Below are 15,023 nucleotides of genomic sequence, written 5' to 3'. Positions count from 1 at the left end.
GTGGGATTTGAACGTGTTTGGGAAAAAATTAACCAGCGTATTACTCGCCACAGCGTTGATGAGCCCGATGTCGGCTTTTGCCGCCCAAGAGACAAAACAGCCAGCAGATGTCGTGCTAACCAACGGCACGGTCTACACAGTGGACATGAAGAACAGCTGGGCAGAGGCAGTGGCCATTCGCGGTGACGAAATCGTCTTTGTCGGCGCAGATGAATATGCGAAAGCACACATCGGCAAGGATACAAAAGTAATCGATCTGAAAGGTCAAATGGTGTTGCCGGGCTTTATCGACAGCCATACGCATGCGAGTAAAACGACGGGACTCATTTTCTCCATTGATTTGTTTGACGGAGGCTCTGTCGAGGAATATGTTGCAACCATCGAGAAATTCGTAAAAGAGCATCCAAACGAACCAACATTACAAGGCCGCGGCTGGAGCAATCCGGTAGTGCCTGGTATCGGTCCACGCAAGGAAGTATTGGATAAAATTGTCCCAAAGACTCCAATCGCACTGACCTCGGATGATGGACATTCTTTGTGGGTGAACTCGGCGGCATTGAAGCTGGCCGGAATCACGAAGGACACACCAAATCCTGAAGGCGGCATTATCGAGCGCGATCCGAAAACAGGAGAACCTTCTGGAACGTTGCGTGAAAGCGCCATGGATCTGGTACTGTCAAAAATCGGCGGATACACCGTACAGCAATACAAGTCCGGAATTGAAGCTTACCAAGAAAAAGCGGTTGAACGCGGTGTAACTACAGTGCGCGACCCGGATATGCTGCGCTATCCGAACGTATTGGAAGCATACGAGGAGCTCGCGAAAGAGGACAAGCTGACCATCCGCTTCCGCAATGCATTGACAGCAAATCCGGAAAAGGGACCTGAACAGGTCGCAGAATTCGTAAAAATCCGTGAGCGCAACCAAAACCCCCTATTCCAAGTCAACGCCGTCAAAATCTTCTTGGATGGTGTCGTAGAAGGCGCTACCGCTTACTTGGAAAAACCGTATGTCCATAAAGAAACAAACGGAGAATTAATCTGGAAGCAAGAGGTTTACAATCAAACAGCTGCCGCAGTTGACAAGGCAGGCTTCCAATTGCACGTCCATTCCATCGGGGATGCTTCTACCCGCATTGCACTGGACGGTATGGAGCTCGCTGAAAAACTAAATGGCAAGCACGATGCTCGCCACTCGCTCGTTCACTTGCAACTGGTCAATGAATCAGACATCGAGCGCTTCAAAAAGCTGGGGGCAGTCGGAATCGTGCAGCCGTTCTGGTTTATGCAGGAAGAGGGCTACTACGATGAGATCGAAGTACCGTACTTGGGCCGCGAACGCGCAGAAAAAGAATACCCGATGAAGAGCTTCCTGAATAAAGGGGTGCATGTAGCTTCTTCGTCTGACTACATCGTAACGCCAGAATTCAATCCACTGCACGGCATTCAACAAGGCATTACGCGGATCGAGGATGGTGTAACCGATCCGAGCAAAATTGCCAACCCAGAAGAACGTGCGACGCTTGCTGAAATGATCGCCAGCTTCACGATTGATGGTGCTTACGCCAACCACGTGGATGATATCACAGGCTCGATCGTAGTCGGCAAGAAGGCAGATCTCATCGTGCTCGATAAAAACTTGTTTAAAATTCCGGCCACTCAAATCAAGGATGCGAAAGTCGTGCTGACCTTGGTTGAAGGGAAGGAAGTCTATCGTCAAAAGGAAGCAAAGTAAGAGAGGAAAATGGTCGTCCAATGTGATGACCATTTTTTTGTGCGTGAGGGCGGGAAGGATTCTTTTTGTACGTGAAGAATCAGGTAAACGCTAGGTGGTTTACAAATATTGTATAAATGGGAGGGTCAAGATGAACATTCGCAGAGCAAAAGGACAAGAAGCAAGCGAACTGAGCGAGCTAGCCTATCGCTCCAAAGCTTATTGGGGATACAGTGATGAATTCATGGAGGCCTGTCGTAACGACCTGACGCTATCACCTGCCTATATCGAGAAACACGAAGTATATGTGCTAGAGGATGAGGGCAGCATCAAGGGCTTCATGAGTTTGGAAAAGGATGCTGAGCAAGAGCAGTGGCTGTTAGGCTTTTTGTTCATGGAACCGGAGGCAGTAGGAAAAGGTTACGGAAAGGCTCTGTGGCAGCATATGGTAGAGGTGGCACAAAAGCAAGAAATCTCAGTCATCACCATCCATAGTGACCCGTACGCAGAACCGTTTTACTTGTCGAGGGGAGCAAAGCGAGTAGGTGAAATCGTGTCTACCGTGTTCCCAGGAAGAGTATTGCCGTTGTTGGAAGTGGAGATCGGATAGATACGGAGTATGGAATAGCTGCAGTCTATTCCAATCAGCTGTCAACGCTCAAGCATGGCTTATATGCTTGGGCTTTTTTGCGTTTCCTTTATTATTTCACGATTTTATACCGGATCGCCTTGGCAACTGCCTGTGTACGATCTCCTACGCCCATTTTCTGCAAAATCCGATGGATATGCGTCTTGACGGTTCCCTCGGAGATGAGCAAGTGCTGCGCAATTTGATCGTTCCGTTTGCCGTAGGATAGCTGCTCTAGTACGTCCTGCTCTCGATCAGTCAACTGATCTAACATGACAAGAGGGGGAAGCACAGAATCAGCATCAGAGTCAGAATGAGAGGCAGACTCGTGATTCTTTTGTTGACACTGTAGAACCTCCGCTAGAGCCTTGGCAGCAGTAGCCGTGTAGAAAAGTGCCTCTCCCTGATGGGCCCTGCGAATGAGGTCCAACATATCCTGTGAATCGGAATCCTTTAGCATATAGCCGACAGCACCTGCCCGAATACCATCTACGATGTAATCGTATGTGTCAAAGGTTGTGAGGATTAATACTTTTATCGAAGGATGGAGGCGAGTGATTTCTCGGGTTGCATCGATTCCTGACATGTTTGGCATCTGTACATCCATTAAGACTACATCAGGAATGATTTCTCCTACGAGCTTCACGGCTTCTTCTCCATTGGAAGCCTCCCCGCTTACTTCCATATCCTTCTGCATTTTTATGACATACCCCAATCCTTGACGGATCATCGTTTGGTCATCGACCAGGACCACACGAATGGTCTCTTTTTTGATTTTATTTGCCATGCTGGCATTCCTCCGTATAGATCGCTATTTGTTTACCAAAGCGGAAAGCTGATGTCAATTTGAAAGCCGTGGGGCTCTCGAATGGAATAGGAAAGGTCTCCATTTAATTGCTTGGTTTGTTCTGCGATACCTGTTAAACCAAAGCCTAGTTTGATTTGATGATGATTCGTAATATTCCCATTGTCCCAAATAGACAGGAATAGGAAGTTTTGCTTTTTTTCTATCGAGATGAAAATCTCTGTTGCATTCGAATGTCGAATGGAATTGGTAATAGCTTCTTGGAGAATCCGGTAAAGCGTAATGGTCATCTGCTGTGAGAGCGGAATATCTGGATTGGGACTGATCAAATGCATTTTGATGTCGGTATGCTGTTGGGCTCGTGATAAGAGTATACGCAGCGGTGTGATTCCTAGAGAGGATTTGTCTGCGGCTAATGTATGTACAGACGAGCGTATATCATCGAGGCTTTGCTTGGATACCGAAAGCATGTCTCGCACAGCCTCCTGTGCGTCACTCGGTCCGCCTTGCAGCATGTATTTCAACGCATTCAATTGAACGATTAACGATGTGAGACTGTGTCCCAAGGCGTCGTGAACATCACGGGCGATTCTGGTCCTCTCCTCCAGGACAGCGGCACGAAGTGTATTCACAGAAGCCTCTTGAAGTTCAGAGTGAGCTTTCTGGAGTTCAACATGCGCCTCTTGCAATTGTTTCAGATGCTGCTGACTCGATTCCTTTGCTTGATTTTGAAGAGATAATCCTCGTGCACCGATATACCATCCGATATAGGCCACGACATAGCCTACTACCTCCTCAAAAATATAGTCTTTATAAAAGAAAATGTGAGAAAAGGAGCATGCGCCAAAAAAAATCGCATAGTACAATCGGCGGCGTTCAAGAATGTGAAATCCAATAAAAGCTACCAATGGCAAGGATAGACCGACCTCTACCCCTACATATAGAACCTTTATAAATGACACGGTACCAAGAACGATAATGGCGATGTCTTTTTGAAAAGGTCTCCAATTTTTTTTGGGCCTGAGAAACATCAGCAGGAAGCAGAAGATAATGATCAGAGTGATGATAAAGGGAATGGTGGATTCATGCATGTAAGCAGTTGGAATGAGAAAAAATGAGAACAATACAAAAAAACAAATAAGCAGGAAACGTGAGCGTAAAGATGCAGTTGAAGCGTTCAAGAAGACAACCTCCTTTCTTGGAATACGTACCCATTATAGTTTCATTTTAGCATGCGCTGTCGTCTATCTCCGGGTGTACGGTCTTCTATCTCTGGATAGATAAAATCAAATTCCACAATTTGACTACCCGATAGACTTCGGGGACGAATCGTATAAGTACAATGTGATCTGTGGAGGGGAACTCCCCGAACGATAGTCCGAAAAATAGACAATGGGTAGGAGGATTTTATGAACGAACTGTTTCAGTTAGCGAAGATTCTACGGGATACGAGCACCGTGTTTTCCACGCTTTCCATGCAAGCATTGGATTCAAGTGATATCACCTGGCAACAAGTTCTCATTCTGGAGCAAATCGCGATAAGCCCGAAAACAATGGGAGAAATCAGCAAGGCGATTGATCTTTCGTATAGTACGACCTCAGGTTTAATCAGTCGGTTGGAACAGATGAACTTGGTGCGCAGATTTCGTGATAAATCGGATCGGAGAATTGTGTGGGCAGCATTGACGGAGCGTGTGCCAGCGAATTGGACGGGACAAGAAGGAAGTGCTTGCACACCTGCATCGCTGCATTCCTTGCGCGCGCTTATTTTGGAGAAAGAAATACTGAGCTGATACGCTGAGCTCTCTACAAACGAAGAGGTGAGAAAATTTGAATTTATCAGAACTGTCCATTAAACGTCCGGTCACGATGATTATGATATCCGTAGCGATCTTCATTTTTGGTTTGGTTACCTTTCCTCGCTTGGCTATTGAATTGATGCCATCGCTGACTTCTCCGGTCGCCGTAGTTGTTACCTCTGTAGAGGGGGCGGCTCCAGCTGAGGTAGAAAAGCTGGTTACCAAACCGATGGAAAATGCACTAGGCACGGTTCCGAATTTAGACAAGATCACATCAACTTCTGTTAATGGCTCCTCCTCGGTCATCCTCCATTTCAAGTGGGGAACAAACATGGATCAAGCGACGCTGAATATGCGAGATAAAGTAGATTTGGTCCGAGGGAGCTTGCCTGAATCAGCTGGTTCACCAAGGGTGTTGAAATTTGATCCGACGAGCCAGCCGATAATTGATCTGGCTGTAACTGGCGATCAAGATGTCAACAAACTGAAAAAAATCGCAGATGATTTGATTAAATCCCGCTTGGAACGAATTAACGGTGTCGCTTCTGTCACTGTCACAGGTGGGCAAGAGCGAATCGTCGACATCATCGTGGACCCCGCCAAACTAGCTGCCTATGGATTGACATTGGATCAAATAAAGTCAGCACTAGAAAACAGCAATGTATCTGGATCAGCTGGTGCGATACGGGAAGGTGACGGAAAGACCAGTATCCGCGTGCAAGGAGAATTCACCAATGTGGACACGATTGCACTCACTCCGATCTCTGTCGGTGGAAGCTTCATCCGATTAAGCGATATCGCGAAAGTAACAGACACTATCAAAGAAGTGACCGAGCTGAGCTACGTTGATGGAAAGCCGAGCTTGGCAGTTGCTGTGATGAAAGGCACCGGAGGCAATACGATCAAAATCGCGAAAGACGTAAAGGCTGAGCTGGAGAAGATTAATAGCACGCTTCCAGCAAATGTAGAAACACGTATCGTTTTCGATACCTCCACATACATCCAGAGCTCTGTTGACAACACGGTGGTACATGCTCTGGCAGGTGGTGCCATTGGCGTACTCATGCTGTTCTTCTTCTTGGGCAGTCTGTCGTCTATGCTCATTGCGGTCATTGTCCTGCCTGTATCGATCATATCAACCTTCCTCTTGATGTACATGACAGGTCAAACAATCAACTTGATTTCCCTAGCAGGTCTTACACTCGGATTGGGATCATTAGTAGACTTTGCGGTCGTTATGCTGGAAAACATTTTCCGTCAGCGGGAACAGGGCAAGAGTATGATGGAAGCGGCATTGGTCGGTTCCAAAGAAGTAGGAACGGCAGTAATGGCTTCCGCATTGGCACAAATTTGCGTATTCTTACCGATTGCGCTGACACAAGGTCTCGTTGCTGAGCTGTTCGCACCGTTAGCTTTGACGGTCGTTTTCTCACACATCGCAGCACTCGTTTTCACGTTCTTGCTGGTTCCGATGATGAGTGCTCGTATGTTAAAAACAATACCGGAGCATACGAATCACGAAAACTATCGAGGCATCAATCCACTGATCTGGTTTAATATTGGGTTCCATAAAGTAGAAAAAGGCTATCAAAGGGTGCTCAAATGGGCATTGGGTCATCGGAAAACGGTGATTGGATCTGCTTTTGCCATGTTGATTGGCTCATTGATGCTAGTTCCATCTCTCGGCGCAGGATTTTTCCCAGATATGGATCAAGGATTAATCCAGGTAGAGATCAAGCTGCCAAAGGGTACCGTCTTGACGGAAACTGAAAAAGTAATGAAGCAGGTAGAAGAAGCGGTCAATGAAGTGCCAGAAAAGAAATTGGTCAAGTCCTCGGTCGGGGGTGGCGACGGTATTTCAGAGAGCGGTGCATCTACTTCTCATAACGCAACGATCGATCTGCAAATTGGAGAGATTTCTACAAGAAAGCGATCAACAGAGGAAATTGCTGTTAGCCTGCAAGAGCAAGTCAAGCATATTGCAGGAGCAGATATTAAGGTGAAATCCCTTTCCGGTGGTATGGGGGGCGGACCAGCTATCTCCATTGAAATTCGCGGAGATGATCTGGACGTCTTAACGGAACTGAGCGAGATTGTGAAAGGGGAAATAGCCAAGGTACCGGGAACGATGAACGTATCTACCAGTGTCCAGGAAATGAGTCAGGAGTTCGATGTGAAGGTCAATACAGAGAAGGCGAGTTTGTACGGATTGACAACAAATGAAATCCTTTCTGCTGTGCGAACTTCTTTCCAAGGTCAAACGGTTACCCAGTATCGTACGGGCGAAGATGAAATTGATATCAATCTCAAGCTGCCAGAAGACTATAAGGAAGATATTAATTACTTGAAGAACCTGCGTATTTCCACGCCGACGGGCGCTCAAATCAGCCTCACATCCGTAGCGACCATCAGCAAAGTCGATGTACCGCCATCGATTGAGCGCAAAAACATGACGCGTGAAGTGACGGTCACAAGCGATTTGATCGGGGATAACCTGCAAGCGGCCTCGACGGAAATTACGAGTATTATCAATAAGCTGAATGTTCCGGACGGATACACCATCGAAATGGGCGGGCAAAGCGAGGATATGGGAAATTCTTTTGTGAATCTGGGTCTCGCGATTGTCTTGTCCGTCGTGCTTGTGTACATGGTTATGGCTGCTCAGTTTGAATCACTCTTTAGTCCATTTATCATCATGTTCTCGGTTCCTCCGAGCCTTACTGGGGTCATATTGGGGCTTTTGTTTACAGGTACGCCTATTACCGTATCTGTTTTGATCGGGTACATTTTGCTGATCGGTCTGGTTGTGAACAATGCGATTGTGTTAATCGACTTGATCAACCAGTTGCGTGCAAAGGGTTGGGAGTTACATGAAGCGATTTTACATGCGGGGCCTGCTCGTCTGCGCCCGATTTTGATGACAACCCTCACGACGATAATGGCTATTGCTCCGCTCTCCGTTGCTGCTGGGTCTGGTTTAGAACTGCAAGCACCAATGGCTACTACCGTCATGTATGGTCTGATCTTCTCCACCATGATCACACTGATACTCGTACCTGTGGTTACCGTATGGTTTGATGAGATGGGACAAAAGAGACGCAACAAACGCAAGCAAAAGCAGGAAAAGAAAAGCCTTACCACTTTGGAATCGACAAATGCATGAGAAAAGAGGAGGAACCATTCATGATCATAAATAAAAGAATCGCGATTGTGGCGCTACTTTCCCTTACCTTGATCACAGGCTGCGCAAGCCAGGAGGATGCGACGACGACTGCTGCCCAACCAGCAGAAACGGTTACCCCTGTACAGGTTGCAACAGTGGCACAAGGTGTGGTCACATCTGAGTCTGGACTGACAGCAAAATTGGCACCGAGTGAGGAAGTCCAAATGTCACCAAAAACTAGCGGGAAAATTGCATCTCTCCCAGTAAAGCTGGGTCAGGCCGTAACAAAAGGACAATTATTGTTTACACTCGATACGAATGAGCTGTCTAACAGTGTAAGAGAACAAGAAGCATCTCTTAGTGTGGCAAAAGCGAACTTAACCCAAGCAGGCAGCACCTCTAACCAAAGTTTGGTTGAAGCACAAAATGATTTGACGGAAGCAGAACGAGCGCTTGCTGACGCCAAACTGAATCAACAACGTAATCAGAAGCTGCTTGCAGAGGGAGCGATTGCTACTGAGAAAATGGAAGAGGCAAATACAACGCTCACAAAAGCCCAAATTTCCTACGACAATGCAAAGCAGAAGCTGCAAGGCGCGAAACAAAAAACAGGTGTGCAAGTATCGGCAGCGAGCGTAACGGAGTCACAGGTCAGACTTCAAAATGCGCGTGAGCAATTGGCGAATGCAACGGTTGTCTCCCCAATCGACGGATTTGTCGCAAGCGTGACCGGAGCAGTAGGACAGATGACAGGACAGCAACCCATTGTGACCATCGTCAAAACGAATCCACTTGTGGTCAAAGCGAATTTGTCCGAAGCAGATGTGACGAAGGTAAAAATGGGAACAGTTGTCAAAGTATACGTGCAGTCTACAGGCAAAACGATTGATGCAAATGTAACGGCAATTAGTCCGGTCATGGATTCGCAGCTCAAAGCCTATCCAGTAGAAATCACGATCCCGAATGCTTCCAATGAATTGAAGTCCGATATGGTCGTGAATGTTACCTTCCCGCAAGGCTCAGAAGGAGCGAAGTCACTGGTCATTCCTCGCAAGGCGGTATTTGATCGTGAAGGCAGACAATACGTGTTCAAGCTAGAAGGGGAAATAGCCAAGCAAGTGGAAGTGTCGACGGGCAACTCGACAAGCGAGTTGATTGAAGTAGTATCTGGCCTAGCAAATGGAGATAAAGTCGTGGTAAAAGGACAGACGCTGCTTGCGGATGGGGGCAAGGTGAGTATTCAGGAGTAAGCAGAAATGGAAGAAAAAAGAGGCGGAGCAGATCCGCCTCTTTTTATTATTAAATGGAAAGATTATCTACTCTACCAAAATTGCCAAACAGAGTATAATTTTAGTTATGGCGGTTGATAAGGAGTCATAAATGATTATTTCCACCAAACTATGCAAAGGGATTGTCCTGCTCATGACAGTCGTGCTCGTCTCCGGATGCTCGATGTTTGCGAGCAAAGATGAATCCACTGAGCGCCAGAAGATAGAGAAGAAACAGAAAATCACCCGATACACGGGTGAAAAAAGTAAGGTGCTGTCTCATGTATACACGGGGCGCAAGGAACTAGCTCTGACGTTTAACGGCATGGGCGACGATAAGATGATGAAAAGTCTTTTGGAGCAGCTAGATGCTCATAAGATCAAAGCAACCTTTTTTCTCCCAGGCATGCGTATCGCTGAGGAACCAAACATTTCCAAGGAAATTTTGACCCGCGGTCATGAAATCCAAAACAACACACTGAATCAACTGGACATGAGCAAGCTCAGCTACGAGCAGATCTATCGGGAGATTCAGTTGAGTAATGAGGTAATCAAACGCGAGACGGGTATTTCGCCACGCTATGTGCGAACCAAATCTGGCGATGTGACGGATGACGTTCGTTTGGCAGCCGCCCAACTCGGGATGGAAGCGGTCGTCAGCTACAATATCAACCCGAAGGACCGTGATTTGCAGAAAGACGCCAAAACCATCGGAGATTACATAGCTCGCTACATGTCCAGAGGTAGCATTATCTCACTCAATACAGACATCAATCCTGAGGTGATTCCTACCATTCCATTGATCGCCAAGGCAGCAGCGGATATCGGCTACCAGTTTGTCCCGCTCAGTGAGATGGTGAAAAACGGCGGTGAACGCAAGCCGCTGGAACAAATACCAGGCTTTGACGCAGTAAAATTGAATCCGCAATTCGAAAATGCCAAGTATGAGCTCGTCTATCAAGTCGACACAAATAAAAAACAGATCGCGCTAACCTTTGACGACTGGGGAAGCGACAAAACCGTAACGAAACTATTAGACATTTTGGCAGAGCATGATGTCAAAGCGACCTTCTTCTTGCGAGCAAAAGGGGTGGAGAACAATCCGAATTTGGCGAGAGCGATGGTGGAGGGTGGTCATGATGTGGCAAACCATTCTTATAACCATCCGGTCATAACGACGCTGACAGCGGAAGAATTGCAGAAGGACGTGGTCAAAGCACACCAGGTCATTACCGAAGCGATTCAACAGCAGCCTGTCATGCTGTTCCGTCCGCCGACTGGCGTAGTAGACGATCATACAGCCAAAGTGATTGCAGCCACGGGTTACAAGGTCATTGCGTTGTACGATGTCACCACATTGGATTGGGACAAGAAAAACAGTGCCCAAGATATTGTAAATGGCGTCATGAGCAAGACGAAAAATGGCAGTGTCATTTTGCTGCATATGCTCGATGACATCCACACGATTGAGGCACTCCCGATTGTACTGGAAAGTCTGAAAAGCAAAGGGTACACCTTTGTAAAGATGGACGATATGATCAAACAAAGCCGCTCCGGTAACTAATCCCTTTCTCAGAAAGGGATTTTTTTTGTCTATTTTCGCAAAGCTCGGGCGATTGACAGTAAAAATACTCTTTGTTATAGTTTTGACGATAATGATAATCAATATCGATAAAATCATTACTTACATTTATCTTACAAACATACATAAGGGAGGCTCATCATGATTCCGAACAAAACAATAAAAGCTGTCCTTGCTGTCATTTTTGTGTTCTCGCTTTTTTTGACAGCATGTGGTGGAGCAAATACGGCAACGCCAGCACCTGCGACGGATTCTGCTTCCAAGCCAGCTGACAAGTCAACAGAAGCCCCTACTGAGAACAAAGTGCGCAGTATCGAAACACCAAAAGGGACGATTCAAATTCCTGACAAGCCACAACGTATTGTGACCGACTACTACGCAGGCGAGTTGATTGCAGTAGGCGGAAACATCATCGGTGCAGAGACAGAAGCTTTCAAAAGCCCGTTTACTGTTGAACAATTAAAAAATGCGCAGGACGTAGGTAGCCCGCGGATCAATGTGGAGAAAACGTTAGAGCTCGCTCCTGACCTCATTGTCGTCATGTATGATGACAATTATGAAGCCTTGTCCAAAATCGCTCCAACGGTTTATCTCCCGTACGGTACGGCGACAAACATTTACGATACGGTTAAATTGTTCGGAGAAGTGGTTGGCGATAAAGAAAAGGCAGACAAGTTCATTGCTGACTTTGACAAGAAGGCTGCCGAGGGTCGCCAAAAGTTGAAAGGTATCGTGGATGAGAATGCGACTGTCGGTCTCTACGAGCTGACCAACAAAGGAGATTTGTGGATCTTCGGTGACAACGCAGGACGCGGTGGTCAAACCGTGTACAATGCATTGAAGCTGAAAATGCCGCACGCAGGCAAATCCAAAGAGCAAACCGTACAGCTGTCCATGGAAACCTTGCCAGAATACGCTGCGGATTACATGTTCGTGACTTTTTACAACCCGGAAAAGAATAGCGAAGCCTTGAAAACCTTACAGGAGTCGGCTGTCTGGAATGCGACCGCTGCTGCCAAAAACAATCAGATCTTCTACAACGACTACGATACATTCTATCGCTATGACCCAATCGCGATCACAGCACATATTGATATGTTCGTAGATATGATGATCAAAAGACACGAAGAGAACAAAAGTAAAAAATAGCTTATCTCGGAAGCCATCCCTCGTCGGATGGCTTTTTTTCGTCTCACGAAATAAACCTTACAAAATGTAAAGAAAACTGTAAGGAACATCAATAGCTCCTACTCTGGAATTTGGTTACAGTTAATAGCGACGGAAACAACGAACGCTAGCCAATAGATAGAATGGAGGAACGTAGAATGAGTACTGCTGTACTAGAAGTGAAAGACGTTCAAAAAATATATGGGACAAAAGGTGAAAGCCAGTCGCATGCCTTAAAAGGCGTATCGCTGACCATAGATAAAGGAGAGTTCGTGGGAATCATGGGACCATCCGGTTCGGGTAAGACGACTCTGCTCAACGTGATTTCCACACTGGATCGTCCAACGGAAGGCTTTATTGAAATTGCGGGAACGAACATTACACAGATGAAGCGTGACCAGCTCGCAGATTTTCGCTCGCAAAGGCTCGGCTTTATCTTTCAAGATTTCAACCTGCTAGAGAATTTGTCCGTGTATGAGAACATTGCATTGCCGTTGTCTCTGCAAGGTGTCCCTTCCAAAGAGATCAGCAACAAAGTAAGTAAAGTAGCACAAACACTCGGGATCGAAGAGATTTTGCAAAAATATCCGGTTCAAATTTCCGGGGGACAAAAACAACGCGCCGCAGCAGCACGCGCACTTGTGCATGACCCTGCGATTTTGCTGGCAGACGAACCGACGGGCGCCCTCGACTCGAAGAATGCCAAAAGCTTGCTGGAAACGATGACAGATTTGAATGAGAACCACCAAGTATCCATCATGATGGTTACGCATGATGCTTTTTCCGCGAGTTATTGCAAACGTATCTTGTTCATTCAAGACGGTAAGCTGTATACCGAGATTCAACGTACGGGTGATCGTCAGCAATTTTTCAAACAAATTCTGGATGTACTGGCCGAGCTAGGTGCATCACATGATGTACGCTAGGAGGTAACGTTTCATGCTGTTAAAGCTATCCTTGTCCAGTATGCGGAAGATGATGAAGGACTATCTGGTTCTGCTCGTGGGTCTGGTCATCTCCATTTCGATTTTTTACATGTTCCAGACGCTTGCCCTCAATTCTGATTACACGAAGAACAACTCGATGATCTCCTCGATTCAGATCGTTTTCAATGTAGGGGCGTTCCTGCTGGCGTTTATCACGATCTTTTATATCTTCTATGCCAACTCATTCCTACTCTCGCTACGGCGCAAAGAGCTCGGAATGTACATGGTCTTAGGGGCGAAGAAGGGGAAAATCAGCCAGATTTTGTTCCTGGAAACATTGACGATGGGAATCATTTCCTTGGTGATCGGTAGCCTGGTTGGTATTGCGCTCGCGAGCGGCATCGGTGTCTTGCTCATGAATCTGTTGGAGATCTCGACAGAGGGTTACTATGCTTTTTATCTGCCGGCAATGTTGATGACATGGGGATTCTTCCTGGTACTCTTTCTGATCACCTCCACGATTAATGCCATTCGTCTGGCTCGTGCTACTGAGCTCGCTCTCATCCGTGCCGAGCAGCAAAATGACACAATCAAGTCAAAAGGAATCGGAGCGGTGTTGGTAGCCATCCTTGGAGTTATCCTGTTGGCTCTGGGCTACACATGCTTGCACCTGCTTATGTACCTGCAAGCACTCGGCTTTATCGTAGGGGCAATTTCCTGCACACTCGGGACGTATTTGATTTTCATCTCGTTGCTGCCAGTTCTTGTACAGGCTTTGAAGAAAAATAAAAAGCTGAATGATAGCAAGTTGAACGCCTTCACTTTCGCCCAGCTGCGCTTTCGGGTGAACAACCTGACCAAAATCCTTGGTACAGTAGCAATGTTGATCGGGCTTGGTGTCGGAGCGATGGCAGGGGGCTTGGCGTTCCAGCAAAACGTCAATTTGTTTACCACGGTGTTCCATGTGTATGACGTGAATCTGCATGATCCGGTTGAAGCGGATTATCAGGCGCTGAAAAAAATGAACGTCCTGGAGCAAAATACGTATCGATACAAAGTCGACGACAAGGCGTATTACTACTTGAAGGAAGACTTGCTGGCAAATCCGCTGTTGATTTCCACGAACAGCATTCAAAATTACTCTGCTGACAACAAGCCAAAACTTGTGACAGATCCGCTTCCGAAAGAAGCGTATATCGTAAGTGCGTCAAAAGCAGACAAAGGTAAATACGAAGCCATTCCTGAGGATTGGGACAAAGCGTTATTCACCAATTTTATCAACTACCAGATGATTGAGGGCAAATCTATTCTGGTTGTGGATCAGGCGACGTATGAGCAAACCGCTGGAAGTGAACACAAGGTTCTCCTTGCTAAGGTAGACGACTATTTGAAATACACGCAGGAATTAAAAGCAATGGATGAACGTCAAAAGCAACTGATTGGGTCTATTGTTAATGTAAAAGCAGAAGATGTATATACGTCTTCCAAATACAGCACGTATGCGGGCATGTACATTTTCACAAGCGGTACGATGTTCATGGGCTTCTTCCTCGGAATTGCCTTCCTGGCGATGATGGCGAGCTGCCTGATGTTCAAAATCTTGTCCGGGGCTGCTCGTGACAAAGACCGTTACAGCATGCTGAGAAAAATCGGCGTACGTCAATCGTTGCTCGTAGGCTCGATCTATAAAGAGCTGTTCATGGTATTCATTTTCCCGGCGATCATTGGTCTGATGCACGTATTGATCGGTATGGAGATGTTCTCGTTCATCCTCTTGGATCCGTATCTGAACATCTGGATTCCAACGCTGATTTTCGTTGTGATCTATGCGATTTACTATTACATCACGGTTCAGCTTTATCGTGGAATTGTGTTGCCAAAAGAAGCGTAAATAAAAATCCTCCTCATTTGAGGGGGATTTTTTGCTTTCTAATCGGAGCTGTTGTGGGGAAGAAGCGCATTTCCAGTCTA

At 46.5% G+C, this 15,023-nt stretch carries 11 protein-coding genes; 9 read left to right on the top strand and 2 right to left on the bottom strand.

Going from position 1 to position 15,023, the window contains the following annotated elements:
- The first annotated feature begins 13 nt into the window (after positions 1–13).
- Positions 14–1,735 carry an amidohydrolase gene (locus POF51_RS10235; protein WP_271755337.1) on the top strand — a complete coding sequence of 574 codons (1,722 nt, stop codon included), beginning with the start codon at positions 14–16 and terminating at the stop codon, positions 1,733–1,735.
- Positions 1,736–1,865: 130 nt separating this feature from the next.
- A complete protein-coding gene (locus POF51_RS10230; protein WP_271755336.1) occupies positions 1,866–2,324 on the top strand; it encodes a GNAT family N-acetyltransferase in 459 nt (152 codons plus the stop codon).
- A 91-nt stretch (positions 2,325–2,415) separates the two neighbouring features.
- On the opposite strand, the gene POF51_RS10225 is transcribed toward POF51_RS10230, so the two are convergent.
- A complete protein-coding gene (locus POF51_RS10225; RefSeq protein WP_069847078.1) occupies positions 2,416–3,129 on the bottom strand; it encodes a response regulator transcription factor in 714 nt (237 codons plus the stop codon).
- A 32-nt stretch (positions 3,130–3,161) separates the two neighbouring features.
- Positions 3,162–4,328: a sensor histidine kinase gene (locus POF51_RS10220; RefSeq protein WP_069847076.1), complete on the bottom strand. Its 1,167-nt coding sequence runs from the start codon at positions 4,326–4,328 to the stop codon at positions 3,162–3,164.
- Positions 4,329–4,556: 228 nt separating this feature from the next.
- On the opposite strand from POF51_RS10220, the gene POF51_RS10215 reads away from it, so the two are divergent.
- The 7 genes from POF51_RS10215 to POF51_RS10185 all read left to right on the top strand — a co-directional run bounded on the left by POF51_RS10215 (position 4,557) and on the right by POF51_RS10185 (position 14,943).
- Complete coding sequence (locus POF51_RS10215; protein ID WP_017249898.1) at positions 4,557–4,940, top strand: MarR family winged helix-turn-helix transcriptional regulator; 384 nt, start codon at positions 4,557–4,559, stop codon at positions 4,938–4,940.
- Between the two features lie 37 nt (positions 4,941–4,977).
- Positions 4,978–8,109 carry an efflux RND transporter permease subunit gene (locus tag POF51_RS10210; RefSeq protein WP_271755335.1) on the top strand — a complete coding sequence of 1,044 codons (3,132 nt, stop codon included), beginning with the start codon at positions 4,978–4,980 and terminating at the stop codon, positions 8,107–8,109.
- Positions 8,110–8,129: 20 nt separating this feature from the next.
- Entirely contained in the window at positions 8,130–9,359 is a 1,230-nt protein-coding gene (locus tag POF51_RS10205; RefSeq protein ID WP_271755334.1) for an efflux RND transporter periplasmic adaptor subunit, read from the top strand.
- Positions 9,360–9,489: 130 nt separating this feature from the next.
- Positions 9,490–10,941 carry a polysaccharide deacetylase family protein gene (locus tag POF51_RS10200; protein ID WP_271755333.1) on the top strand — a complete coding sequence of 484 codons (1,452 nt, stop codon included), beginning with the start codon at positions 9,490–9,492 and terminating at the stop codon, positions 10,939–10,941.
- Positions 10,942–11,100: 159 nt separating this feature from the next.
- The gene (locus POF51_RS10195) at positions 11,101–12,108 is read left to right on the top strand and encodes an ABC transporter substrate-binding protein (RefSeq protein ID WP_271755332.1); all 1,008 of its coding nucleotides are present in this window, start codon (positions 11,101–11,103) and stop codon (positions 12,106–12,108) included.
- Between the two features lie 176 nt (positions 12,109–12,284).
- The gene (locus tag POF51_RS10190; RefSeq protein WP_069847064.1) at positions 12,285–13,052 is read left to right on the top strand and encodes an ABC transporter ATP-binding protein; all 768 of its coding nucleotides are present in this window, start codon (positions 12,285–12,287) and stop codon (positions 13,050–13,052) included.
- Positions 13,053–13,065: 13 nt separating this feature from the next.
- Positions 13,066–14,943, top strand: a complete 1,878-nt coding sequence (locus POF51_RS10185) for an FtsX-like permease family protein (protein ID WP_069847062.1) — start codon at positions 13,066–13,068, stop codon at positions 14,941–14,943.
- The last annotated feature ends 80 nt before the right edge of the window (positions 14,944–15,023 follow it).

Origin of the sequence: Brevibacillus sp. AG (assembly GCF_028369215.1) — a bacterium.
Classification (GTDB): Bacteria; Bacillota; Bacilli; order Brevibacillales; family Brevibacillaceae; genus Brevibacillus; species Brevibacillus porteri.
Note: the sequence above shows the minus strand (reverse complement) of the source record. Positions and strands in the feature narration are given on the sequence as shown.

Coding starts and splice junctions, on each gene's coding strand:
- POF51_RS10215 (WP_017249898.1), top strand. CDS start 4,557: ATGAACGAACTGTTTCAGTTAGCGAAGATTCTACGGGATACGAGCACC.
- POF51_RS10225 (WP_069847078.1), bottom strand. CDS start 3,129: ATGGCAAATAAAATCAAAAAAGAGACCATTCGTGTGGTCCTGGTCGAT.
- POF51_RS10200 (WP_271755333.1), top strand. CDS start 9,490: ATGATTATTTCCACCAAACTATGCAAAGGGATTGTCCTGCTCATGACA.
- POF51_RS10185 (WP_069847062.1), top strand. CDS start 13,066: ATGCTGTTAAAGCTATCCTTGTCCAGTATGCGGAAGATGATGAAGGAC.
- POF51_RS10205 (WP_271755334.1), top strand. CDS start 8,130: ATGATCATAAATAAAAGAATCGCGATTGTGGCGCTACTTTCCCTTACC.
- POF51_RS10190 (WP_069847064.1), top strand. CDS start 12,285: ATGAGTACTGCTGTACTAGAAGTGAAAGACGTTCAAAAAATATATGGG.
- POF51_RS10230 (WP_271755336.1), top strand. CDS start 1,866: ATGAACATTCGCAGAGCAAAAGGACAAGAAGCAAGCGAACTGAGCGAG.
- POF51_RS10195 (WP_271755332.1), top strand. CDS start 11,101: ATGATTCCGAACAAAACAATAAAAGCTGTCCTTGCTGTCATTTTTGTG.